Raw genomic sequence first — 23,530 nt, 5'->3', positions numbered from 1 at the left:
TCTATGCTATGCACCTTTGTTTTGGTCGCTTCGCTCCCATTTTCGCACAAAGTTGCATAGGATTGTCCGCCGGAGAGCGCGGCGTTAGCGGTACATAGGGAGGATTGATGCCCAGCGTACAGATGAAAATAAGCTACCATTATGGAGACGCAGGAGAAGGGCGGCTTGATTTGTATGATGCAAGTGTGTCTCTCCAAGGACTTGCTCGTGCGTTGGCAATAACAACACATGCGTTAGCGAACGAGGGGGAAATCAGGAAGCAGGGCGACCGAGCGAGGGGGGTTGATATATACGTTAGTCCTTCCCGCCGAGGAAGCTTTGTCGAGGTTGTGACAATTGTTTTCAGCAACCAGGTTGCGCAGACAATCGGTGCTAGCGTTTTAGCGGCTGCCACCTGGGATCTCCTGAAGTGGTCTTGGTCAAAGACAGTTGATAAAGAATATCGGCCCTCGACGCCTACGGTTCGACGGCTTGAGGAGAGAAAAGAGCCTTTCATAGGAGAGATCGAGGACGCCTTGGAGGTCCCTCTGGAGCGATTCCACAGACCAATAAAGAAAAATGAGGATGTCCAGATATCGGTAAAGCGCCCGCGTGGTGAAGAGGTTTTAAGGCTCGATCAAGACACTCTTGCATCAGTATCGCTGCAATACGATGACAATATATCCCGTGATATTAAGGCCAACGTGACAAGGTACAATATATTATCTGGTTTTGGACGGTTTTACGTTGACGGCCGGGGGGCGACGGTTTCTTTCAAATTGGCGGATGATGTCCCTGCGTTGCAGAAAGAGCTGCTTACATGGTCCATGGACCAAGCCAACAGGGGAAACGAAGGGAAGATTCGATTCGATGCAACTACCGTGATGTCAGCCAAGGGTGACATAAAGCGGTATATCGTCCATGAAATCAGACGAGAAGGACAGCGCTAACAACAGCGTCAACGCGGACCGGCGTACGCTGGGCGTTAGATCTTTGGAGTGAATCCCGCAAATGGTTACAGTTGAGATCGAAGGTTTCTTGTTGCAGCGGAAGCTCGATTTGGCCTTGCGGAAGATTGTAGGGGAATCGTGGTCTGGTGCGGAAGTGAAGGTGGGAGGGACGCGCTACCGTTGGGACATGACGTACACTAGATTCGGCCAGACCGTTGCCGTTGAGTTCGACGGGGATGAGCACTACCGCGATACGCGGAAGATTCGTGTGGATCGGATAAAGGATGAGATAGCTCATGAGAATGGTTATTCGGTTGTCCGCTTTCCCTACTGGATTCAGCTGACCACTGAGACGCTTTGGCACTATTTCGGCCTTCAAGCGAATGTGATCCAAAGTTTTCCTCACGGATTTATCGACAGCCGGGCGAAGTTGCCTGCCTCATTCTGCGAGCTAGGTATAGAGCGTTTTAAAGATGAAATGGCGTGGCTATCCGATGATGTTCGGAACAGGGTCCTCGACTCCTTGGCGGATTGGTGCGCAAAGTATGAAAAGCATTATGTTGTTCCGTCGGAGTTGTCGGATTGGATCTGACACGGCGCTCAAGCCGACTGGCCTACGCTGCGCTCCGGCCATCGGTTTAGCTCAGCGTTAGGGTGCGGGAGAACGACATGCATGTACACTGGACGGGAGATCGATGTGTGATATGTCTCGGCTCCGCGCAGTTGACCAAAGAGCACATCATTCCTGCTTCCCTCGGTGGTCGGCTCACGTGCGACTTCCTTTGCAAGTCCTGTAACTCAGATGTGGGCGCATACGTAGAGGCGAAAGCGAAGCACGACCCTTCGGTACGACTCGCCGTTGCCCAGTTGCAGGCTCAGATCCCGCAGCTCGCCGCGCAACTTATGGAAGGACAGGAGTTCATATCTCACGGCCCAGGCGGCAAGAGCAGCGGGAGGGTGAAGAGTGGGGAGTTCCGAGCTCGGCCGCGGAAAGAACCGGATGGCTCCCTAATTCAACCCACCAGTGAAGGGCGAAAGTCAATCGAGAAGCTATTCGGCAAGTCTGGTATGAACCAATCCCCCATCGAGGATGCCCTTCGGAGATTCGACGAGGCGCCGGATAATCAGAAGGTAGATCTGGGTTCGAATCTAGAGGCGGTGAAGTGGTCAGTAGATCGAATACAGCCCGACCTCAGTCAGAGCGTCCTTCTGAGCCCTTTGGTGCCGCTGAAAATTGCCTATGAGTTCTTGGCCTGTCACCTGGGGCACGCCATATACGACGAGGCGAGGCATATGGCGGAACTTCGAAAGGTGCTTCTGGAGCGAATGGAGGAACATCCTTGCTACTCGGTAGAACGACTGAGTGCCAAGGAGTACAAGCCCTTTCACGGGATCATGTTTGAAGGAAACGCGCCCCATGCACAGGTCCAAGTTAGGCTTTTTGGGTGGCTAGCGTTCCGAGTTCACTGCAAACACTTGGCCGTAAACGGTAACCGTTTTATCTACACGCATTTCCTAGATTCGGGTACAGAGGATGTGCAGACCGTAGCCTTACCCGTCAGATAGACAGTGAGTTCTTGGAGTGCTTGGCCTTTTGACCGGTCAGTTATCCGGGGGGAGGTTAGCCGGGGCTTCCAGCCGCCGCTACCGTAGCAATGAAGGCGGAGAGAGATAGGAGGGCGTCGCGCTGCCGGGGCGTGAAAGTCGGCTGCAGTGGAGAAGGGATGACGAGTTGGAGGTTGTTATGCGCCATTTCGTCCGTCTGTGCCTCGCTGATGCCGGTCTGCATCGTCGCCAGGTGTTTCTTGCGGATACGGGCCCCTTCGGCGAGAACCTGACGCCACCTGTCCTTGCAAGTGGTTTTCGCGCCAAGCAGGAACAGGCTGTCGTCCGGAAACGCCGTGTCATGGTATTCACGGAAACCCGGAAAGAGAAAGTCGGGTTTCGACTGGTTCTCCGTAACTCTTCGGTTACCACCAGTTTCGAAACGTAGACCGTTTTGTCGGAAAAGCTCCGCAAGATGATTCTCGAAGGCGTGCCCCACTCGGGACTTTCTCCGGTTCTGGACGCTGAGTGAAAAAGCGATGAACTCGTCCACGTCGTCCCCGTCAGGTCCGAATCCAAGTCGCAGCCTTTCAGCAACAACATGGCGTTCATAGGCGCGGAAAAGGGCCTCTTCCCTTTCCATCCAGGCGATCAGAGTCGCGTCAGGATCACCGAGCGGATCAGCGGCTTGCCGTTCCTGGGCCAGCAGTGAAAACTCGGCTGTGCGTGGAAATCTGTCCGGAAAACGGTCGCAGACGATCTGAAGGTCGTCCTCGGCATCCTCAGGTTCGATGGCGGTGACCCCGATCTCCTCAAGCAGGTACTTGAGGGGCAGGCTGAGGGTCTGGGCTGGCATCTGCGCCCGGTCGAAACGGAGCTGCATTGCTGCGGGCAGGCCGAACAGATACTGCAGCTGCGCGGCCGCGGACGAGTCCTGGGGCGTGAAAAGGATCACGAGTTCACCGGTTCGCTTCCGGGCGATCACCATCAGATCGCCCTCGCGGATACTGGCCGTTACAGTGTTGTCACGATAGTAGAGGCGGTACTCGGGGCCACGATGGGGCTGACGTGACCGTGAGTCGTACCAAGAAACCGTGTCCTCTACCAGCTCAGTAGGGTCGTCATCGTCGTCGGGGATATATGCCATTAGGCAGGAGAAACGGTACACCTCGTTCTTTCCCGGCTCCCCGAGGACCTCCCTGAACCCGACGCGGGTCAGTCCGCCGATCTCGTGCTGATTGGATACTTGCGGCTCAGCATCTACGGCAGAAAGATACCTTCCTGCCGCTATATCGAAGATTTCGGAGATGGATTCGATCATCCGTCGTCCCCCTGGTGCGGGGTGCTGGGTCGGGCTTTCGGCGCTAGGCCCGGCATTCCCTTGATCTCGTACATGTCCCCCCCAGAAAGAAGCCAGTTGGCGGCGGTCTCGATGACCGCTTCGGGCCTGCTACGGGTTTTTCCGCGCAGCGCACACTCCCAGATTACTAGCACCCTCCAGCCACGCCGGCGCAAATCGCTGACGTTTCTCCGATCACGGCGGCGATTCGTGTCCATCTTCTCTCGCCAGACATCGGGACGCGTCTTCGGTGGTTTGAACAGGTGGCAGTCGTGCCCATGCCAGAAGCACCCATTAATAAAAATGACTGCACCGAACTTCGGAAACACCAGATCCGGCGAACCCGGTAGGCCTGCTTTCCTCCCGCGCTTCCCGCCATGCAGCCGATAACGGAACCCGAGGGCAAACAGACTCTTGCGGACCCAGACTTCGGGTTTGGTGTTCTTTGAGCGAATCCGGCTCATGACCCGGCTTCGCGTCCGCGCATCGAAGATGTCCATCGGCTCGATAAGTTACGCTTAGTGGCCTACCACGTCCGGCCAACGCTGCCGGCAATCCGTGACGACATGGCCCGTGATTAGCGCGCCCATAGACGCAACACCATACCGAGTCGGTCATGCGGTCTCGGGGAACTCCATCGGCAGTGCGCGCTGGGGCCCGCTCCCCTGTTGATCACTGCGGATCTCGGCGATGATGTGAGGCGCCATTGCCCGGGCGATTTCGCGGATGACGGGAACGACTACGGAGTTACCGAACTGGCGGTATGCCTGCGTGTCGCTTACGGGAATACGGAAGCTGTCGTCGAATCCCATAAGGCGGGCGCACTCTCTGGGCGTGAGCCGCCTGGGTCGCTCACCGTCGCCACGATCAACCAGGATTTCCGAGCCGTCCTTGTGATACCGGGCGGAAAGGGTGCGCGCCGTATCAGTGGGCCCTACCTTGCTATAGCCGAACCCGTTACCTGCCCGTTCGTGCTTTGCACGGTAGTCCTGAAGGTACTGCCACAGCTTCTGACTGAGGACATATTTTCCCGCCACCTTTGCAAGCTCGCCATGTGTGTAAGGAGGCTCTTCGGTCTCGCTGCCGTCTTCCTGGTGCAGCACACTGCCCATGGTGCGTGCGCTGGGGCTCGGGAAGTCAATCTGACTCCAGCTGAAGGGGGCGTTCTTGCGGAACCCCACCATGTAGATACGCTCACGGTGCTGCGGTACGAAGCCCTTACCGTCGATTACACGATCGAAAACGTGGTATCCGAGCTCGTCCAGCACACGGCGGATGACGTCATACGTCCGGCCACCGTCATGACTGCGCAGGTTCTTTACGTTCTCAAGGAGGAAAGCCCTCGGCTGCTTGATCTCTATGATCCGGGCCACGTCAAAGAAAAGCGTTCCCTGTGCCTCACACATGAAACCGTGCACACGCCCGAGACTGTTCTTCTTGGAAACGCCGGCGAGGGAAAACGGCTGACAGGGGAAGCCGGCGAGGAGGACGTCATGGTCCGGGATCTCCCGCTCGATGTTCAGGGCGTTCGCGTCTTCCGCATCCGACGCCGCGGTGATCTGCCGAAGATCCGACTGGATGACCTCGTCCTCGTTGCCGTAATTTGCGCGATAGGTCTGGAGTGCAAAGCGGTCCCATTCGCTGGAGAATACGCAATGGCCCCCGGCGTCCTCAAACCCCCTGCGAATGCCCCCGATGCCGGCAAAGAGGTCTATGAAAGTGAAGTCCGACTCGCCGCAGGGGAGGTTCATGGTCCGCTCTCGCAGCACCTGCATGATTGCCAGCTCCCGATCGTGGGGTAGTGGACCGCCACGCTCCTGCCAACGCCTGACGGAGCGTTCCGAACGGCCGAGTTCGCGGGCAAGCTCAGCGCGTGACATCACTGAGAGCGCGGCGTCAAGGGCATTCTGAGTAGTGCTGTTGGAGATCATTGTGTTCTCTGGCTAGGTTGTTCTCCGGTCATTGTGTCCGGTTTTGTTCCCGCCGTCCAGAAGGGCGGTACTGTTCAAGTGTTCGCATGTATTGCGGACTGCGGCTTGGACCCGTGCTGTATGCGCCGGGCCGCTCAAGATAGCAGCACGGAATAGCGGTAACGGGTCGAAGGTCGTGGGCCGTCTCTCGGGGCCCGGTCGGGCTTCTCGCTATGCACAGGCAGGCGCAGCGCGTCCTTGCGCTGGCCGTGAATGGATGTACCCGGGAAGGTGGTGGGTTTGTGGGTTATTCGGGTTTTCTCGAGTCCTACACTCTGAACTGTCAATGACACTTTTTCCCTTGTCGTTGCGAGAAACCCAAATAACCCATCAAACCCACCGTTAATCGAAGGATTCGATGCGCCACTGCCGAGTGCCGGCACGAGAGCCCGCGTCCTGAATCCTCATCCCGACCAGCACACGTCCCGCGTTTCTCTCAATCCAGCGACCAAGCCGCCGCCGGCATATCCGTTCTGGTTGTCCGGCAATTTCCTGTAGCGCATCTTCTAGCGCTGCGCGCTCAGGTGCAGGCTGGCCCACGGGATCTGCCGTCGCGTCCCCCACTAACTCCGCGACACGAACAGCGCGACTTCCGAATCTGGAATGCCATGCGGTCAGCAGTGCCCGGAGTTTTTGTGTCTCGGGGTCGGCCTCATAGTTCCGGCTTATAGCGTCGGCGGGATCAGCAAGGGTAAATGGGGTGAGTTCCTCGTCGCGCAGCCACACCACGCACTGACGGATGAGGGCGTCCCATTCCTCATAGCTGCCCATTTGGCCCTCTCCCCTATGGGGCGAACCCGCAGCAATGAAGCCGCGCAGTATAGTCAGGGCGGCGGCCCTGTAGCCGAGCCAGCGTCCTGCGACTAGGGAAACGGGATCAAACGGAAATGGCTGCCGCTCCGGTGACTCAACGCCCTGGTCTATCGTAGATACCAGCAACCGGCGGGACAGATCGCCCACAAGGCGCAGATTGTTGCCGGTGGCGGTGATGAGAACGCGAGTCGGGGCGCTGATTTCCTCGGACACGCCTAGGCGCCGATCCTTGTACCGGCTGGAGGTGAGAATCGCGCAGAGTGTGTCGGAGTCCATCGGCTCGCTGACATTGTCGAGAAGAATTCCGGGCGGCCCCTCCATGAGTGAGGCCATCAGGCGTTTCCGCTGCTCTTCCGCATTGGTGCTCCAGGGCGACTCTATCGGCTCCACACCGCCAAGCCATGCAACGGTTTTTGCCGCCTTGCCCTTGCCGCTCCCGGCTTTGTAGGCGTTCCATCCAAAGCCCGGAGCCGTCTCAAGCATTGGGCGCTGTACCGCCGTCAGCGCCGCCGCTAGCTGAATTGCCCTGGACAGCTCATCTACAAACCGAAATTCCGCGAACGGCTCCCACAGCGTCTGCACGGCGCGGCGTACCTGGGCGGCGGTTGGCTCTACTGGCACCGGCGGCCAGCCGTCCGGGTGATCGGCAAGCAACAGCAGCCCGGTATCGGAATCGAACCCTGGCTGGTCTAACAGGCTGCCGTCAGGGCGTAGGATTGGGCCACGAACGATGCCGGTTAGTTCTGGCACCGTCCAGTCGCCTCGGTTGTGCAACACGCGGCTATCTAGTTCTTTCGGGGCGTCTATGGGCACATGGGAGGCGCTACGGGCATCCCATTTTTCCCAACGGATGATGCTCTCTAGGTGCGTGCGAAGCCATGGGCCGGCAACACGGAGGATAGTGCCACGGTCAATGATCCGCACCAGCTGGCCGCCGCGTTGGTAAACCTCGCCCGCGAGGCGCATGAGTCTGTCCGATTCACGGGCAAGGTCCGGCATCTGCCCGCCGGCAACTGTGAGTCTGGCGCTTGCGCGCACCAGCCGGAACGATTGTCCACCGTGGGCGTGGCTGTAGAGGTACGGCTTGCGCCCGCTGAGCAGGTTGGCCACGCAGATGCGCTGATCGCCGTTGCTGTAATCCGGTTCCAGCGGATCGGCGAACCGTTTACCGTGCCACCGTTCGGGTTTGTCCAGCAGGTCGCCCACCGTGACGCGATCGCCGCTCTCGTGAATTAGCTCGAACTCGCCGAATAGCTGCCCGTTGCTAACGGCCTGATGCAACCGCTCGCGTGCCTCGGTGTTGTGAGAGTCGATGCCCTTTGCCTTTAGGCGCTCGTTGATCCAAGCCTCGCGGGCGGTCTGCTGGGCTGCTGCAACGGCTTCGCGTGCTCCCGCCTGGATCTCTTCGAGGCGTTCACGCTCGGTCGCCGTAAGGTCCGGAAGTGCTGTTGCTGTGTCCAGCGGTGAGGCGTCGGGATTAAGTACCACCGGTTCCGGTCGGCGCTGCTCCAGTGGCGGCACGCAACTCGCCCCGGCGGCAAAATCCAGGCGCTCCGGCTGCCATACGCAGGCATCCACACGGGAGCGCGGAAGTAACGCACCGGATTTGCTCACCGTGAAGTACCCGAACCCGGCAAGCCATAGCCGATCAAACAGGACTTGCCCTGCGCGGGGGATGTCGCGGGCGTCCGCGACTAGCACATAATCCCGCAGCCCCCCGGCGCCCTTCAGGCCCTCTCCAGTGTCGCCGTTGTAGATATGGGCGCTGCCGCTGGAACCCATCAAGGCGGGCGCCTGCTCCAATGCGGGGCACGCCTCGCACAATTCCGTGTGCAAGTCGGCCACATTCAACGGCTCGGTGCCCTCGGGAGGGTCATAGTCAAGCAACAGCCAACCGGGGCCACTGGGCCAGTGGAAGCAATCCCGTGTGCGGTTTATGTCGCCGTCCCGTGTCGCGTTGCGTGATGCAATTGTCGCCGTTTCAGCGCTTGCGGCCCCAAAGCATAGCGCTTGGTTCGGCCTCAGAGATTGCAGAACTTCGGCCAGTGCTCTAGGACCGCTCACGCTCAAGCGTTCGTAATGACCGCGCACGAGCGAACCGGCGGGGTACTTGATTAGCTCCCCATTCTGCAATACAAACTGCTTGGATAGCCTATCCGGGTTCGTCGCAGTGATCCGCGAAACGATGCTGCAACTGTCAGTCTGGGCGTAGATGCTCATGCGGACACCTCCCGCCGGTAGCCCACCGGATCAGCCAGCCATGCGTATACGTCGCTGGCGTACCACGAGGTCATACGCTGGGTAACGCGGACGCGTGCAGGGAATCGGCCTTCCTGTTCGCGACGCCACAGCGTCGTTTCGGATAGGCCGGTGATGGCGATAACTTCGCCCTTTCTCAGGAGGCGGCCCTCCGTGATGGTGGGGTCGTACTTCGTTGCGGGGTTTCTGTATGTCAAGGTGATAACCTCTTGAGAGGCTCCACCAGGGGCAGGGAGGGGTTGACCATTGCCATAAGTGGGCATAGTCTTCCCAAGGGATCACCGTTCGAGCGGTGGTCCCCTCCACCCTGCTAGGTGGAGCGATTTAGGGAAAAAGTATCTGCCCGGTTCCTGTTCGCGCAGGGACCGGGTTTTTTGTTGCCGGTCGGCCGGGCAGAACTACGCCGAAGCGCAATTTCTATACTGGTAGGTTCTGTTCGGGTCCGCAACCCTTAATTTGATTTTTTTCAACAACATGTATGAATGTGAACTATCAAGTGCTCTACATGTTGCGGTTTAGTCGGTCTTCTTTCCTGACGTCGGCGTTCCATCCTGCCACCGCATAGCGGCCCTGCATTCTGCCTCTGGCACCGGCTTCCCATCGATGGCAGCGCGCAAGGCAATATCCCACGCGGTCATGGCGCGCTGTTTCTCGCTCCAGTAGTCGAAGCGGTCATAGTGTTTTGCACTCACACCGGCGAAGTCGTGGTTATGCAGGTGGTTCGTTGTCGCCTTGGGTATGCCGATCTCGTGCATCCGGGTTTTGCAGGTGCGCCGGAAGTCCGCCGCCGTGAACTTGTCCATCGGCTTCCCGAGTCGGGCCTGCCACTCCAACAGGGCGGCGATGATGGCGCCGGGGCGCTCCACGCGCATAGGCAGGTGGGGCTTGCGGACCTGCGGGAATAGATAGTCTGCTCGCCCCCTCATGGTGTGCAGCTCCCGCAACAGGGCGTCCGCCGTCTTGTTGATCGGCAACAGGTGGTCCCGGGTGCGGTTCTTGTGCCGCTCGGCTCGGATGAGCCAGCGACCCGCGTCCAGGTCGAACTCGCTCCAGGTGGCCTCCCGCAGCTCGGTAATGTGCTGTCCGCCTAGCGCCAGCAATAGGCGGATAAGTAGGGTGTCCATCGGGTTGGCGGTGGACTCGCCCATCTCGTGCCATACGCGGCCAATCTCAGGGAACGACAATTCGCGATCCTTGGCGTTGACCTCTACGGCTAGGGGCACAGCTTCCACGGGGTTGGCTGTTGTCCGGAACTCTACCTTGCTAGACAGGTTGCGCGGGTCATGGTCGGACTGCATCGCCAGCTTGAACGCTAGATGCAGGGTCGCCCGGAGAGTCCGGGCGGAGTGCTCGGAGCCACGTGAAAGCGGGCGGTGCAGCACCCGGCGGATGTCCTGCGGCGTCACGTCCGCCGCCTTCTTCTCGCGGGGGATCTCCGGGAACACATCCCGATGCCAAGCCCGGCGCGCATCGTGGATATAGCGGCGGGTGCGCCCTTTCCTGCGGAAGCGCCACAACAGCAGCGCCAGCACGCCGGCGACGGTCCCGCGCTGTGCCGCTTGCTTCTGTTCACGGGTGGCGCGCTCGCGCTCCGTGCGGGCGTGTTGCTGCGGGTCTTTCCCTTTGTCGAGTAGGGCGCGTGCGGCGTCGGCACCCTTTCGAGCGTCCGCCAGCCCGTAGGCATCGGAGTACGTGCCCAGCGTCATAAAGCGGCGCTTGCCGCTGATGTCCTGTCCCTTCTCGTCCACCGTGCCGGCTGGCGCATAGTAGAACTGAAAGAAGGTCACGCGACCGGCGGCCGATACCTTCGCCCCGAAGCCCGACCCGTCGCCGTCCCATAGTCGCGTTGCGGACTTCTGCCGCTTGCCGGCCACGTTGTCCAGTTTCTTTGCTGTCAGACCCTTGCGTGCCATGCCGTCGCCCTCGTGTCATTGGGTGCACAACTGGGTGCACATTCGCGTCGGCAAGACGTGCATCCAAGTGAATAGAAATGACACGAGTGTACATGTAACTATATGACGAATATAGGGTGTGCTAGGTTGAGGCGAGCTGACTTGAGTGGTTCTGAATCGTTGTCTATGATGATTCGTAATCAGTAGGTCGGCGGTTCGATTCCGTCCACCGGCACCATAAAACAGCGCTTTGCGCTGCCCCCATGAGATATCCAGACTCCCCGTAGTGCCCACAGAAGTGGCCATGGGCCCATGCCTTTGCCTTCACGGGCGCTGATCCAGTCGGGTAAGCCAGGCGTAGGGTGGACCTTGAGGTCCACCTCACCCAACTGCCCGGATGCCCAAGTTGGATGAAATCAACACATGAGCAGATCTCTCGACCGTAATCCACACATTGCACCGTACTCCGCTCGGGCTGAGCAGTTCTTCCGTCAGTACGAGTCGCTCCGTTTCGCCGATGCGCACGAGCAATGGCTCCATTGCGTCCCAGAACGGTCTGGCCGGGCGCTGGACGTGGGGGCTGGGAGTGGGCGCGATGCCCGCGCTCTCGCAGAGATGGGATGGCGTGTGACGGCGGTGGAGCCAGCGACGGGCCTCCGTGAGCTCGGTGAGTTGGCGACTCAGGCTGTGGATGGAGTGCTGTGGCTCGATAGCGCGCTTCCCGAGTTAGAGGGCGTGACATCCGCCGGTGAAAGGTTTGATCTGATTCTGCTTTCGGCCGTGTGGATGCATGTGACGCCGGATCACCGTTCGCACGCAATGCAGAGGCTTGCCGAACTGCTTGCACCATCGGGTCTGTTGGTTATCACGCTGCGGCATGGCCCCGCCGCTGACGACCGTCAGTTCTACGCCTGTGACAGACAGGCGCTTAAGGAGCAGGCACTTGAGTGCGGGCTGACCGTCCATTTCGAAAATAGTGGTCATGACCAGCTGGGGCGCGACGGTGTGACGTGGGAGACAGTCGTCTTAACCCGGTCCTGAGCCTACCTCTCCAGCCTGAACGTGACACTCATCGGTGCCGTACCTGCGTGTGATACGTAATCCACTGGGCCAAGATATTGGAATGGCGCGGCCTTGCCGTTCGGTCCAAGCTTGTTCTCACGAACGAACAGGTGAATGGCAATGCCTCGGCTGTCGTGCTCAATGATCTCCCGGCCGCGTTTGCTCTCCGGTGTTGTGCTGTTTTGCGTCTGCCAGTGGAAGGTGTGGTCGTCGATGAAGTAGTCCTGGTAGCGGTGGTCCTCGCCCTTACCCTGCTTGTTCAGTGTGACCAGGAGCACATGGACGTTTTGATCTCGTAGAACAACGTGGCCGCTTTGCCAGCTGCCGGGGTTGTACGCTTCGCCGAATAGGCTTGGGATGTCTTCGCGCATGAATCTCTGACCGAGAGCCAGCTCCAGGGGATCCAGCACTGCCTGAAGGCGGGCACGCGTCCGCATTGACTCGTCGGCGACCAGATCGCTGTACTCGGGGTTGGTGGCTTTGAGGATATAACTGCCGTCGGCCCCCTTGGTAACGACGCGAAGCAGGTACTGACTGTCGCCAGCATCGTCCTGCCGTTCGATGACCATGGTGTCGCCGGTGATCGACCCGGCCTTGGTTGGAGTGACGTGCTCCAGCAGAAGGTAGTCGCCGTCATGGATGGGGTTTCTGCCGCCGTTCATGGATTCGCCTGAAGCCTGGGCAATGAAATGGCGGCTTGGGTCAATCCGTCCATGGCCGGGACCGATCGTCCGGTACTCCTCCGCATCGGCTTGGCCGCTCTTGAAGTGGCCGCAGGCCACGCGGATGTTGGGGAAGTAGGGTAGCTCCGGCCGCGAGGAGGCGCCCGGGAACGGCACGACATCCCCCGATGTTTCCGTTCCCTGCGCTCCCCGTCTCTCCCGATAGCGCGCAAGACGGTAGTCGACGAGCTCCTGCAGCATGCTCGCAAATTGGTCAGAATGCTCGGATGTTATGGGCTTCGCCGGTACGAAGTGACCATTGCTCACCGTAAACCAGGGCCGTTTCTGTTTTCCCTGGTTGCCACCGGTCCAGGCGTTGATCGGGTGCTTTTCCCAGTACCCGCGCCACGCTGCCGGGTCGATCGTATCCAGGTTATCGAACTTGCCTTCCAGATCGGACGCCAAATCGGGTCGGCGGCGCAGAACCTCCAGGGAAGCCGCCGCCAGGGCGTCCGTGGTGGGAGGTTGCCGGAATCCGTCCATCTCCAGCAGCGCCTCCAGCAACACCATCTTGAACGACTTGTTCATGGCGGTGGTTTCGACCTCGCGGAAGAAATCGCCATAGGCTTGAAAGCAAGGTTGTTCGTTTGGCTCCAGATCACCCTGATCGTCCACGAATGCCCACCAACTCCCGTATTGTCGACGGAGTTGGTCGATCGACGCGCCGAATCGATAGAACTCCAGCAGCGTGGGGCGCCTGCCCATGCTGGCCTTGAGGCCATCGTACTCGTCGGCGATGCCGGTGGGGTTCAGCGACTTGAGAAACTCAATGAGCTGCAGGTCGTAGTTCACGTAGCAGCCCGGCGGGAGTTCGATTTCCTGCTTTTCAGCGCGGTCAGCGAACGCGGCGATAGCGCTGCGCGTGCCGGCGACCTCGAACAGCGCCTGGGGTTTGTTGAGGAATCCTTTGTGGTTACCGATGAAGTCGAGGATGGTCAGACGTTCCTTGTTCGGAGCTGGACGAAGCCCACGGCCGATCTGCTGCAGAAACAGGATTTTCGATTCTGTCGGGCGCAACATCATCACAGTGTCGATGTCCGGAACGTCCACGCCCTCATTGAACAGGTCCACCGAAAAGATCACCTGCATGGAGCCATCACGCAGCTGCTCCAGTGCATCGTGACGGTTGATCGCAGAACGTGAGTGCACGGCAACCGCTGGTATGCCTGCCCCAGCGAACTGGTCGGCCATGAAGTCGGCATGGCTGGTGGATACGCAGAAGGCGAGCGTCCTGCTTCCGGCCTTGTCGCGCCATTCGCGTAGCGCGTGACGCGCTCTGGCAAGTGTGGCCAGGCGTGTGCTCAGTGTGTCGGCGTCGAACCGGCCGTTGCGCCAGGGGATTTCCTCGTAATCCACGTACTCGTCGAAGATGCCGTAATAGGAGAACGGGCAAAGCAGATTCGACTGCACGCCGTCGAACAGATTGCGGGTATAGACCAGATTGTCGTCGCACAGGGCGAGGATATCGGCTTGGTCAGAGCGGTCGGGAGTTGCCGTCAGCCCGAGCAGGAAACGTGGCGCGAAATGTTGAAGCAGCCGACGGTAAGTGCTGGCCGTGGCATGGTGAAACTCGTCAACGACAATGTAATCGAAGTGGTCACGCGCAAAGCGGCGCAGATGAGCCTGGCGATGGAGCGTCTGCACAGATGCGAACACCATGTTCGCTTCCTCGTCGCGCTGATCAGCGTAGTACTGCCCGACCCTTGCTCGCGGGAGAACGCGCTGGAAGGTGGCTTCAGCCTGCAGCAGAATCTCCTCGCGATGCGCGATGAACAGCACTCGCTTGGCCCCCATCTGTCGCGCGTCGAACGCAGCGAGGAACGTCTTGCCCAGGCCGGTTGCCATGACCACCAGGCCGCGCCGAAAGCCCGCTTCCCGCGTTTCTGAGAGGGCGTCCAGCGCCTGTTGTTGTTCACTGCTTGGTTGCGCTGGGGCGGGTTCCGGCTCATCGCTGCCGGGGGCCACGCTGGGAATGTTCGGTCGCCGGCGCCGCTCATAGTCTTCGATCCATGTGTGGCTGAGCGGTGTGACCGCTGGATCATCGAACAGGCGCCGAAAAGCAGCGCGGATCTCGGCAAAACCGAGTCGCCCTGAGTCACTCACGTCTCCGGGGTCGACGACGCGGTAATTCCATTCCAGGCCGCTGGTCAGTGCTGTCTGGCTAATGTTGCTCGAACCCACAAATGCGTCACCGCAGAGGACACCTTTGTCGGTGCGTACAAAAATGTACGCCTTCAGGTGAAAGCTGTGGCCCCGACTTTCGTAGACGCGAACATCCGCTCCAGCTTCTGCCAGCAGCATCAGTCGCCGTAGCGCTATCGGGTCCGTGACGTCCAGGTAGTCGCTGGTGAGAATGCGCACGCAGGCTTTCGGCTCTTCCTCAAGGCGGTGAGCGAGCGCCTGGAACAGCATTTCCAGTCCGCTGACCTTGATGAACGCAACCGCCAGTTCGATCTCGTCCGCACGGTGGATCGCGTCCAGAAGTTCGCGGATGAGCGGCCGATCACTGCCCCCGGTAATGAGGTGGTGCTGGGTGGACTGCATTGCTCATTCCCGTTGGTTCGCATGGTTGTTCTTATTCGATCCGGAACGAAGCGCAGTCCGTGTGCTTCGGTGACATCTGCGACCAGGATAACGGAACGATCGATTGACCACGAGGTTAGGTGGGTGTCGGGTCGCCGCCCCGACAGCTTGCCGCGGACGCACAGTCGTACATGCGCGCTTCCTCTGCGGCCGGGCTTGTGCCAACCTTGAGCGCAATCTGCAACAGGGAGTGCGGAATGTGATCGAAAGCTCGCAGTTACTCGAGATCTTTTGGCACCACGGGGGGTGGGTCCTATCGGCTGTATTTATTCTGAGTGGCCTCAAGCTGGTCGCCGTACCTAAGCTCAAGGGTGCGATCGGAGAGGTCGCTGTTCGGTCCAGGTTAAAAGGGCTTGCCAGCGAGGAACTGCACGACTGCATTCTCCCCGATGGCCGCGGTGGCCTGACCCAGATCGATCATCTCTATCTGACTGGCAAAGGCATCCGGGTGGTTGAGACGAAGAATTTCGGTGGCTGGATCTTTGGCAGCGCAAAGCAGAAGACTTGGACGCAGCGCCTGGGCCGGCGGTCCATCCGCATTCAGAACCCCCTGCGCCAGAACTGGGGTCACATACAGGCAGTGAAAGCCATCGTCGGAGACCGCGTGCCTGTGCATGGCCACGTTGTCGTTGGCGGTCGCGCGGAGTTCCCTAAGGGCATGCCGGAGGGCGTTCAAAGGCCTCGCGCGCTTGCTTCGGAGTTTCGGGCTGAGGGTCTGCCGCTGCCGGAATGGACTAAGCCCTGGCAGGAATTGCGGGCCGCTACTCGAGGTGATGCGTCTGCGCGGAAAGCGCATCGGGCAGGATTGGCGCGCAAGCACGGGGTGGACTCGGCGGCCTCTGTCGGAATGGTTATGATCGGCGCAGGCGCTGCTCTCGGCGCGTTCTACCTCTTCTCTGTTCAAGTTGGATGATCGCCCAAAGCGGAATGCATTCAATCTACTCTAGGGTATCAGCGAAACGCTCAGTTCAGTCCGCGCATCTTCCCCGCCAGCCACGGAGCAACGGTGATCGCGCTGAGCACAAGCAGCCAGAGATTCCCGCCGGCCAGGCTGTATTGGCGCAGCACGTGCTCCCATGATTGCTCCAACAGTATGAGGCCGAGTCCCGATTCGAACAGGATCGTGAGCACGAGCCGGTAGACACCAAGCCCAAGCAGCGTGGCCTGTGACTGTCTCCCGTACCAAGGTGCCCCGATGTAGGCAACGCCAAGCACCAGTAACGCCAGCAGCAGTCCGCTGGCCGCGAGCCCCAGGGAGGGCCCAAGCCCAGGCTCCAACAGTGCTTCCCGCATGACTCCGTTGCCCACAGCGAGAATGCCGATCACGAACCAGAGAATGGTGGCCTTGAGGATCAAGGCGGGTGCGCCTGAAGGTTGGTGGCGGATCGGATTGTTCATCGAGCCGCATCGCTGGCGCTTGCCGTGGGGTGCGGCGGCGACTCGGCCCCAGGCTGTCGTATGACCGCCTCCAGTGGACGACGGTAAGCCGGCGGCATGGGCTCGGCGTAGCCCAGGCGGATGAGCAATACCGGCCGCCCGGGGAGCCCGAGCGCCTGCCGCAGGCGTTCGCGCACGTGTGGCGCTTCGCAGGGCATGTTGGCGTGGGCGTGCTTCATGCCCTCTGCGGTTGCCCATAGCGCTGACCGCTCGAAGCTCCGCCCGGCCCGCACCCACGCTTCCGGGGTGTCCGCGGTTACGCTGAATACCATCAGTGCCGACGCGGAGCGTAGCTGGTTAGCGGTGCGGGTGGCTTCGCGCTTTGGCCCGGTGGCCAGGCGCATGAGCCACAGGCCCAGCCATCGAGGCACTGGTGGCAGGCCCATGGTCCGGGCCGCGAGCCCGTCACGAAACGTTTCTGCTTCCTTGCGCGAAAAACGGATCCAGTGCATCAGTTCGGCGACGAAGGCAGGGTCTCTGAACTGCGCCTGACAAGCAGCCTCGGCGTGATTGGCAACGATCTCGACAGCATTGCGGTCGGTGATGATCTGGGTGAAGACCAGGGGCTCTGCCGCTGCCGCCTCGAGCCCTGCGATGGCGGCTGGCGAAAAGGGACGGCCGTCGTAGCCACGCCTGGTGGATTGTCGCACAGGAATCGCCGCGAACAGTCTCGCTGGGTCCGGGTCCCGAGAGTCTTCTCGCGTGGGACCCGGCTCGGTCAGCTGGACGCGGATCGTCCCGGGCTCTGCATCGTCGGGAAAGTACTCCGGCGTCGCTTGCGCGCCTGCGGTTTCTGCGGCGATCACCAGGTTCTCCAGCGCACACCCCAGGCTCATGAACAGCGCATGGTCATCGGGGTCGACCACTGGCAGCCGCCGCTTCGAGTCCGGCTGGATCAGTATCTCGCTGTGGCCCACCGCGAATGTCCACGGCTGCGTGTTGTGGCCCGAAGGGGCCATCACGGCGTAGCGAATGAAATCGATCAGCGAGTCACAGTGCACTGGCTCTGTCCCGGGCTCCAGGAAGGCCACTCTGACTCTATGCCGTGATCCCGGGCGGCGCCCTGATCTGCATCAGGATTTCATGTCGGTTCACCCCGCTGCGTTCCGCGCACTGATCACCCAGGAGGAGCTCTCCATGATGATGCCGTCGGGCTGCCGGGCCTGTCGGTCGAGTGCTTCCGCCAGGGCCGCCTCGATCTCGGGGCGGCGGCGTTCGGCTTCCTCCCCGGCCTCGCGGAAGACCTCTCCGGCCGGGCCAAGAGCGAGCTGGAACTCGATGGCGTCGGCCACGTCCGTGCCGATCAGCACCGGCGCATCCACGCGCTCGAACGTGATGTCGGTGTAACCCGCGATCTCCATCATCTTCCGGGTGGTGTTCTCGTTGGCCATGGAGAACGGCCCCGGCCCGCACGTGCGGGCGTCCTCGCCGGGAGGGGGCAGGAAGCGCAGCACCACGTCTTTCGCCATGGACAGCCACGGGTTGTCCGCCGGGTCGCGCCAGACGATGTGGGCCATGCGCCCGTCCGGCGCCAGGGCGCGGCGCATGTTCCGCAGCCCGGCCACCGGGTTGGCGAAGAACATGGTGCCGAACCGGGCGAAGACGAAGTCGAATGCGCCCTCGGGCAGTGCGATCTCCGCATCGCCGCGCATGAAGCGGGCGTTGGGTTTGCGGACTTCCTCCCGGGCGATGTCGAGAAAGGCGTCGCAGCAGTCGATGCCAACCACTTCGCCCTCGGGGCCGACGATGTCGGCGAACCTGTCAACGGTATCGCCGAAACCGCAGCCCACGTCCAGCACCCGGTCGCCGGGGTTCACCGGCAGTTTCGGGAAGACCGCCTCACTGTGATGGGTCAGCCCGCCGACGAGTACGTGGCGGAAGCGGATGAACTTCGGCGCCAGCACCTCGTTCCAGAACTGGACGTATTCGGTGTCCTGTGTCTCGGGTGCGGTTGCCGCGCCTTCTTGAAGGTGTGTCATGGGTGCCTCCCGTTTCTCACTGCAGGTGTATCCGGTTTCGGGCTCGCGGCCCGGGTGGCCGTTGGTGCCGCCCGGGCCGGAGTGGGTCAGTCCTGCGCAAACATTTCATCCACTTGCTGCTGCCATTCGCTGAAGTCGTACAGCGAGCCGTTGAGCACCGTGCTCCACTTCCGGACCGACGCGGCGACGGCCAGCGCCTCCCGGATCTGCGCCTCGCTCGCGCCCAGGGATTCGGCCGCGTTGGTGTGGTAGTAGATGCAGTAGTCGCAGGGCACCTGCGCGGCGATGCCCAGGGCGATGAGTTCCTTGGTCCGGGCGTCCAGCGCGCCGTCCGGATCGTGAATGGCCTGAAACTCCTGCCAGGCTCCGTCGACAGCCGTTTCCGGGAAGGTGTCCTGCATGAAGGCCGGTGCCTCGTCCGCCACGGAGGTGGCGGGAAGTGCGGTTAAGGCCCATGCTGCAATAGTGGTAATGAACAGCTTTTTCATGATCGTCCCTCCGTGAGGTTCGTGGTGGGTCACTGAAATTGCAGCACTTCGGGCCGCTGCGCGGCACCGGAGAAAAGCGACATCGTTGGGGGAGAAACTGGCGGATCAGGCAATGATTCACGTCACGGTTGTTCTTCTGAACGCTGGCCTTCCGTCCACTGCGGTGGCCCCGGTTGAGGTGTTTCAGTGTGCCGGAACGCTCTGGAACACCCTGGTCGATACCACGCCAGAGCCCAGTTTCGATGTCACCACTGCCTCGGTGGACGGTGGGCCGGTGGAGTGCGCCGCGCCGCTGGTCATGCAAGCGGCTTGCAGTATCGACGCCATCGACCGCACGGACCTGATCTTCATACCCACCGGCGGCCTCGACGTGCAGGAGATGCTCTCCCACCACGCGCCGTTGATTCCGTGGCTGCAGGCCCACCATGCGGCAGACACCCGCATTGCGCTGGTGTGCACCGGGGTTGCTTTCGCGGCGGCGGCGGGCCTGCTGGACGGCCACCGTGCCACCACCCACTGGGCGGCCGCGCCCGACTATGCGCGTCTGTTCCCCGCCGTCGACTGGCACCCGGAGCTGCTGGTCACCGAGCACGAGCGGATCCTGTGTGGCGGCGGGGTGTACTCCGCCATCGACCTGGCGATGTATCTCGTGGAGAAGTTCTGCGGTCATCAGGTGGCGCTGGAGACCGCGCGGGCGCTGCTGATCAACATGCCGCGCAGTTACCAGTCCGGATACGCCGTGCTGCCGCTCTCGCGGCCCCACGAGGACGAGGCCGTGCGCGCGGCTGAGGAGTGGATACAGGGGCATTTCGCCGGCGAGATCCGGTTCGAGACGGTGGCGCAGTCGTTCGCCATGAGCCCGCGCAACTTCACCCGGCGCTTCAAGGCGGCCACGGGCAAGTTACCCGGTGCGTATCTGCAGGAGTTGCGGGTTGCGGTGGCGCGGTCGCGCCTTGAGCACGGGCGGGCGTCGGTGCAGGTGATCGGCCGCGAGGTGGGGTATGACGACCCCGATTACTTCCGCGAGATCTTCCGGCGCCACACCGGCCTGTCACCGAAGGAGTACCGTCTGCGCTTCGGTTCGGCGGCAGCGCCGGTCGCGGAGGCGCACGCCTGAGCCGCCTCTGATACATTGCTGCAATGACTGCAAACGACCCAGATACGCTCTCCCTTCCGGGGCTTCACGCCGCGCTCCGCGACGGGCGGATCAGCGCCCGCGAACTCGTGGAACACGCCGCTTCCCGGCATGCCGCCTGCGACGACCGGTACCGGGCCTACTTTGCCTGGACCGGCGATCGGGCCCTGGCCGTGGCCGACCACGTTGACGGGCTCCTGGCCCTGGGCCATGACACCGGTCCGTTGATGGGGTTGCCCGTGTCGGTGAAGGAGCTCTACGGCGTGCCCGGGCTGCGCACCTACGCCGGTTCTCCCGAGGCGTTGCCGGCGCGCTGGGAGGCGCCCGGGCCCCTGGTGCAGGGGCTGCTGGGGCAGCTCGCCGCCATCATGGGCAAGACTCACACCGTGGAGTTCGCCTTCGGCGGCCTGGGCGTCAATGCCCACTGGGGTACACCACGGAATCCGTGGGATTCCCTTGCGCACCGTGTGCCCGGCGGCTCCAGCTCTGGCGCCGGGGTGTCTCTGCTGGAGAGCAGTGCACGCCTCGCCCTGGGCACGGATACCGCAGGCTCCGTGCGCGTGCCGGCGGCCATGACCGGTGTGGCCGGCCTGAAGACGACCCGCGGGCTGTTCTCCATCGAGGGCATCGTGCCCCTGTCGCCGAGCCTCGATACCCCGGGGCTTCTGGCCCGTGACGTCACCGATCTGGCGTTCGGATTCCGTGCGCTCACCGGCGCGCCGCAGGGCTCGCCGCATGATCACTCACCGGCGCCGCGCGCGCTGCGTCTGGGCGTGCCCCGGACGTTCTTCTGGGACGACTGCAGCCCTGGCGTGGCCGAGGCAGTTGAAGCGGCGTTGGCGGTCCTGGAGCGTGCCGGCGCAGTGTTGGTGCCCCTTGATCTGCCCCATGCCGCGGAGGCCTTCGAGATCCTCCGCGCGGGCGGACTCGCCGCGTCCGAGCTCGCCGCCTTTCTGGAACAGGAGAGCCCGGGACACCTTCACACCCTGGACGCCAACGTGGCCGCACGGGTCCGGGCGGCGGAGGCGCTGCCGGCCACTGCCTATATCCAGCGCCTGCAGCGTCTGCAGGGCATGAGCCAGGATGCCGCCCGCGCGCTCGCGACCGTGGATGCCATCGTCACCCCCACGGTGGCCGTGACGCCGCCCCGGCTGGACGACGTGGCAGACCCTGCGGCCTACGGGAGGCACAACGTCCTGGCACTGCGGAACACCATGGTCGCGAACATGATGAATCTGTGCGGGCTGACCCTGCCCGTGGGCGTCGACGCCGCCGGCATGCCCGTCGGCCTGCAGCTTCTGGCGGGACCGTGGCGGGAGGCACACCTGCTGCGCCTCGGTGCCAGCCTGGAGGGTGTGCTCGGGTGCGGTGCCGACCTGCCGGGCTATCCTCTGTAACAGGGGGTTGCGCCAGGCAGGGGGAAGAGCACGTGATGTCCGAAACGGTGGGTTTCCTGCTGCGGCCGGCGCATTACCCGGAGGGCACGGCGTCTGTTTCGCTGCTGGAGACGCACTTCTCTTATGTCTTTCTCACGGACCGCTACGTCTACAAGCTGAAGAAGCCGCAGCGCTACTCGCTGGTGGATCTCTCCACCGCCGCGGCGCGCCGGGAAAACTGCCTGGAGGAAGTTCGCCTCAACCGCCGTCTCGCGCGGCACGTCTACCTGGGTGTTGTTGCCCTGACGCGCGGTGGGGATGGCGCGCTGGCGCTGGATGGGCCGGGCGAACCGGTGGACTACCTGGTCCGGATGCATCGGCTTGAGGCCGCCCTGTGTCTCGAGTGGCAGCTTCTGCACGGCGGCGCTGCCGCGTCGGAGCTGGATTGCGCGGCAGGGCGGCTGGCGGCGTTCTATGCGGAGAATGCGCCCACCGGCATGGTGGACCCTGCGGCCCGACGATTCAGGTTCCACAAGCAGGCCACCGAGCTCCGGGAGTTGCTGGGAGACGGTGCTGCGGAGCCGCTCAGAGACACCCTTTGCCACTGGCTGGATCACCACCACCATGCCCTCGCTGGCCGCTGCGTGCGGGAGGTTCACGGCGATTTGCGTCCGGAACATATCTACCTGGGAGCGGATCCCTGCATGATCGACCGCCTCGAGTTCGAGCCCGGGCTGCGCCAGATGGACCCACTGGAGGAGCTGGCCTTTCTCGTGCTCGAGTGTGACCGGCTCGGCCAGCGCTGGGCCGGTGAGCGGTTCCGCGCGTACTACCTGGAGACCAGTGGCGATGAGCCTCCACTTGGCCTGTGTGCGTTCTACGAGGCTGCGCGCGCGCTGCTCTGGGCGCTGCTGGGTGCCCGCCATCTGGTGACCCAGCCGGACAAGGCCAGGCACTGGCGACAGCGCGCGCAGTGGTATCTGGACGCCGGGCTGCGTGCCGTGGGGCGGGGCGTCTAACCCGCCGGTTCGGCGATCTCCGCCACGAACACCGGCTCCACGGCGACCACGCGGACGTGCTCCCGCTCGGCCACCCGGGGCGCCACCGGTACGCTGCTGGTGATGATCAGTGCATCCAGGCCCGGGTGATCCAGGAGCGCGTCAGAGCCTGCGCTGAACAGGCCATGCGCCGCACAGACGATCACACCGGTCGCCCCCCGGGCGCGGCAGGCGTCCACGGCGCGGGCCATGGTGCCGCCACTGACGATCATGTCATCGACAATCACCGCGACGCGCCCGTTGACGTCACCGACAACCGCGTCTCCGGAGACGACGCCCTCGCTGCGTCGTTTCTCCAGGAAGACCATGCCCACATCCTCGCCGGTGCGTTCCGCAAGGATGTCCCGCCAGTGATCGGCCCGCTTCGCGCCGCCGGCATCCGGTGACACCACCGCCAGGGGGCGGTTGCCCGCTGCATTGCAGGCTGCGTCCGCGAGCAGCAGGGCGGACGAGAGGTGGGTGGTGGCGCACCGGAACGCGTTCTCCAGGGCCGCGATGTTGTGCGCTTCCAGGGTGACGAGGCGGTCGGTGCCCATGGCCTCGAACAGTTGGGCCAGGTAGCGGAACGTCAGCGGGTCGCGCGGCTTGGTGCGGCGGTCCTTGCGGGCGTAGGGCAGGTAGGGAGCAACGGCCGTCACGCGGCGTGCCCCCTGGTCACGAACCGTGGCGATGAAAAACAGCAGCCTGGCCAGCTTGTCGTTGACGGTGAGCTGCGCGTCACCGGCCAGGGAATGCACCACGTAGACGTCCCGGTCGCGCACGGAGACCAGCGGGCGCAGCTTGTACTCTCCATCCTCGAAGACCCGTTCCTCGCAGGGCGCAAACTCCACACCGGCGTTGTCGGCCAGCGCGCTGCGCCAACCGGCGTCGTCACGGGCGAGCACGAAGACCTGCGGCGTGTCAGCGTCGGCGTTGTGCTCCATCGGCGGTGGTCTCTCGCAGA

Annotated in this window: 20 protein-coding genes; 8 read left to right on the top strand and 12 right to left on the bottom strand. The window is 62.3% G+C overall.

Translation table 11 applies throughout. The features are described 5' to 3' along the window. Nucleotides 1–107 precede the first annotated feature (107 nt). From ACNSTU_RS07240 to ACNSTU_RS07230, 3 genes are all read left to right on the top strand, one after another. Entirely contained in the window at nucleotides 108–929 is an 822-nt protein-coding gene (locus tag ACNSTU_RS07240) for a hypothetical protein (protein ID WP_418212208.1), read from the top strand. A gap of 61 nt (nucleotides 930–990) precedes the next feature. Further along, on the top strand, nucleotides 991–1,521 hold the full coding sequence (locus tag ACNSTU_RS07235) for a hypothetical protein (protein WP_418212207.1): 531 nt from the start codon (nucleotides 991–993) through the stop codon (nucleotides 1,519–1,521). A gap of 77 nt (nucleotides 1,522–1,598) precedes the next feature. Beyond that, nucleotides 1,599–2,495, top strand: a complete 897-nt coding sequence (locus ACNSTU_RS07230; RefSeq protein ID WP_418212206.1) for an HNH endonuclease — start codon at nucleotides 1,599–1,601, stop codon at nucleotides 2,493–2,495. A gap of 55 nt (nucleotides 2,496–2,550) precedes the next feature. On the opposite strand, the gene ACNSTU_RS07225 is transcribed toward ACNSTU_RS07230, so the two are convergent. The 6 genes from ACNSTU_RS07225 to ACNSTU_RS07200 form a co-directional block, all read right to left on the bottom strand. Then, nucleotides 2,551–3,795, bottom strand: a complete 1,245-nt coding sequence (locus ACNSTU_RS07225) for a type II restriction endonuclease (protein ID WP_418212205.1) — start codon at nucleotides 3,793–3,795, stop codon at nucleotides 2,551–2,553. Beyond that, the gene (locus ACNSTU_RS07220; protein ID WP_418212204.1) at nucleotides 3,792–4,313 is read right to left on the bottom strand and encodes a very short patch repair endonuclease; all 522 of its coding nucleotides are present in this window, start codon (nucleotides 4,311–4,313) and stop codon (nucleotides 3,792–3,794) included. Before ACNSTU_RS07220 ends, ACNSTU_RS07225 begins: the two co-directional genes overlap by 4 nt. Nucleotides 4,314–4,427: 114 nt before the next feature. Continuing rightward, nucleotides 4,428–5,588 carry a DNA (cytosine-5-)-methyltransferase gene (gene dcm / locus ACNSTU_RS07215; RefSeq protein WP_418212203.1) on the bottom strand — a complete coding sequence of 387 codons (1,161 nt, stop codon included), beginning with the start codon at nucleotides 5,586–5,588 and terminating at the stop codon, nucleotides 4,428–4,430. A 537-nt stretch (nucleotides 5,589–6,125) separates the two neighbouring features. After that, complete coding sequence (locus ACNSTU_RS07210) at nucleotides 6,126–8,816, bottom strand: hypothetical protein (RefSeq protein ID WP_418212202.1); 2,691 nt, start codon at nucleotides 8,814–8,816, stop codon at nucleotides 6,126–6,128. Then, nucleotides 8,813–9,118 carry a helix-turn-helix transcriptional regulator gene (locus ACNSTU_RS07205; RefSeq protein ID WP_418212201.1) on the bottom strand — a complete coding sequence of 102 codons (306 nt, stop codon included), beginning with the start codon at nucleotides 9,116–9,118 and terminating at the stop codon, nucleotides 8,813–8,815. Before ACNSTU_RS07205 ends, ACNSTU_RS07210 begins: the two co-directional genes overlap by 4 nt. Nucleotides 9,119–9,370: 252 nt before the next feature. Continuing rightward, on the bottom strand, nucleotides 9,371–10,768 hold the full coding sequence (locus tag ACNSTU_RS07200) for a tyrosine-type recombinase/integrase (protein ID WP_418212200.1): 1,398 nt from the start codon (nucleotides 10,766–10,768) through the stop codon (nucleotides 9,371–9,373). A 402-nt stretch (nucleotides 10,769–11,170) separates the two neighbouring features. Here ACNSTU_RS07200 and ACNSTU_RS07195 point away from each other — a divergent pair, with 402 nt between their 5' ends. Next, nucleotides 11,171–11,788: a class I SAM-dependent methyltransferase gene (locus tag ACNSTU_RS07195; protein ID WP_290634428.1), complete on the top strand. Its 618-nt coding sequence runs from the start codon at nucleotides 11,171–11,173 to the stop codon at nucleotides 11,786–11,788. Nucleotides 11,789–11,790: 2 nt separating this feature from the next. Here ACNSTU_RS07195 and ACNSTU_RS07190 read toward each other — a convergent pair whose 3' ends face one another. Then, the gene (locus tag ACNSTU_RS07190) at nucleotides 11,791–15,075 is read right to left on the bottom strand and encodes a DUF3427 domain-containing protein (protein WP_290634426.1); all 3,285 of its coding nucleotides are present in this window, start codon (nucleotides 15,073–15,075) and stop codon (nucleotides 11,791–11,793) included. A gap of 238 nt (nucleotides 15,076–15,313) precedes the next feature. On the opposite strand from ACNSTU_RS07190, the gene ACNSTU_RS07185 reads away from it, so the two are divergent. Then, nucleotides 15,314–16,027 (top strand): nuclease-related domain-containing protein, encoded by a 714-nt coding sequence (locus ACNSTU_RS07185; protein ID WP_290634424.1) that lies wholly within the window; start codon nucleotides 15,314–15,316, stop codon nucleotides 16,025–16,027. A 50-nt stretch (nucleotides 16,028–16,077) separates the two neighbouring features. Here ACNSTU_RS07185 and ACNSTU_RS07180 read toward each other — a convergent pair whose 3' ends face one another. From ACNSTU_RS07180 to ACNSTU_RS07165, 4 genes are all read right to left on the bottom strand, one after another. Next, entirely contained in the window at nucleotides 16,078–16,512 is a 435-nt protein-coding gene (locus ACNSTU_RS07180; RefSeq protein ID WP_290634422.1) for a hypothetical protein, read from the bottom strand. Further along, nucleotides 16,509–17,552, bottom strand: coding sequence for an Acg family FMN-binding oxidoreductase (locus tag ACNSTU_RS07175; RefSeq protein ID WP_290634420.1), 1,044 nt, complete (start codon nucleotides 17,550–17,552; stop codon nucleotides 16,509–16,511). The genes ACNSTU_RS07180 and ACNSTU_RS07175 overlap by 4 nt, the downstream gene beginning before the upstream one ends. A gap of 90 nt (nucleotides 17,553–17,642) precedes the next feature. After that, on the bottom strand, nucleotides 17,643–18,530 hold the full coding sequence (locus tag ACNSTU_RS07170) for a class I SAM-dependent methyltransferase (RefSeq protein ID WP_290634418.1): 888 nt from the start codon (nucleotides 18,528–18,530) through the stop codon (nucleotides 17,643–17,645). An 86-nt stretch (nucleotides 18,531–18,616) separates the two neighbouring features. After that, the gene (locus ACNSTU_RS07165; RefSeq protein ID WP_290634416.1) at nucleotides 18,617–19,018 is read right to left on the bottom strand and encodes a carboxymuconolactone decarboxylase family protein; all 402 of its coding nucleotides are present in this window, start codon (nucleotides 19,016–19,018) and stop codon (nucleotides 18,617–18,619) included. Between the two features lie 112 nt (nucleotides 19,019–19,130). Between ACNSTU_RS07165 and ACNSTU_RS07160 the strand changes: the two genes are divergently transcribed. From ACNSTU_RS07160 to ACNSTU_RS07150, 3 genes are read left to right on the top strand one after another with little or no spacing between them, the layout of a single operon-like run. Next, complete coding sequence (locus ACNSTU_RS07160; protein WP_290634414.1) at nucleotides 19,131–20,135, top strand: GlxA family transcriptional regulator; 1,005 nt, start codon at nucleotides 19,131–19,133, stop codon at nucleotides 20,133–20,135. Between the two features lie 23 nt (nucleotides 20,136–20,158). After that, the gene (locus ACNSTU_RS07155) at nucleotides 20,159–21,550 is read left to right on the top strand and encodes an amidase (protein ID WP_290634412.1); all 1,392 of its coding nucleotides are present in this window, start codon (nucleotides 20,159–20,161) and stop codon (nucleotides 21,548–21,550) included. Nucleotides 21,551–21,585: 35 nt separating this feature from the next. Then, the gene (locus ACNSTU_RS07150) at nucleotides 21,586–22,548 is read left to right on the top strand and encodes a hypothetical protein (RefSeq protein WP_290634410.1); all 963 of its coding nucleotides are present in this window, start codon (nucleotides 21,586–21,588) and stop codon (nucleotides 22,546–22,548) included. On the opposite strand, the gene ACNSTU_RS07145 is transcribed toward ACNSTU_RS07150, so the two are convergent. Beyond that, nucleotides 22,545–23,510, bottom strand: coding sequence for a ribose-phosphate diphosphokinase (locus tag ACNSTU_RS07145; RefSeq protein ID WP_290634408.1), 966 nt, complete (start codon nucleotides 23,508–23,510; stop codon nucleotides 22,545–22,547). The two genes, ACNSTU_RS07150 and ACNSTU_RS07145, sit on opposite strands and share 4 nt — an antisense overlap. Nucleotides 23,511–23,530: the final 20 nt, after the last annotated feature.

Source organism: Aquisalimonas sp. APHAB1-3, from assembly GCF_048323695.1.
Classification (GTDB): Bacteria; Pseudomonadota; Gammaproteobacteria; order Nitrococcales; family Aquisalimonadaceae; genus Aquisalimonas.
This window is presented reverse-complemented; position numbering and strand designations above follow the sequence as displayed.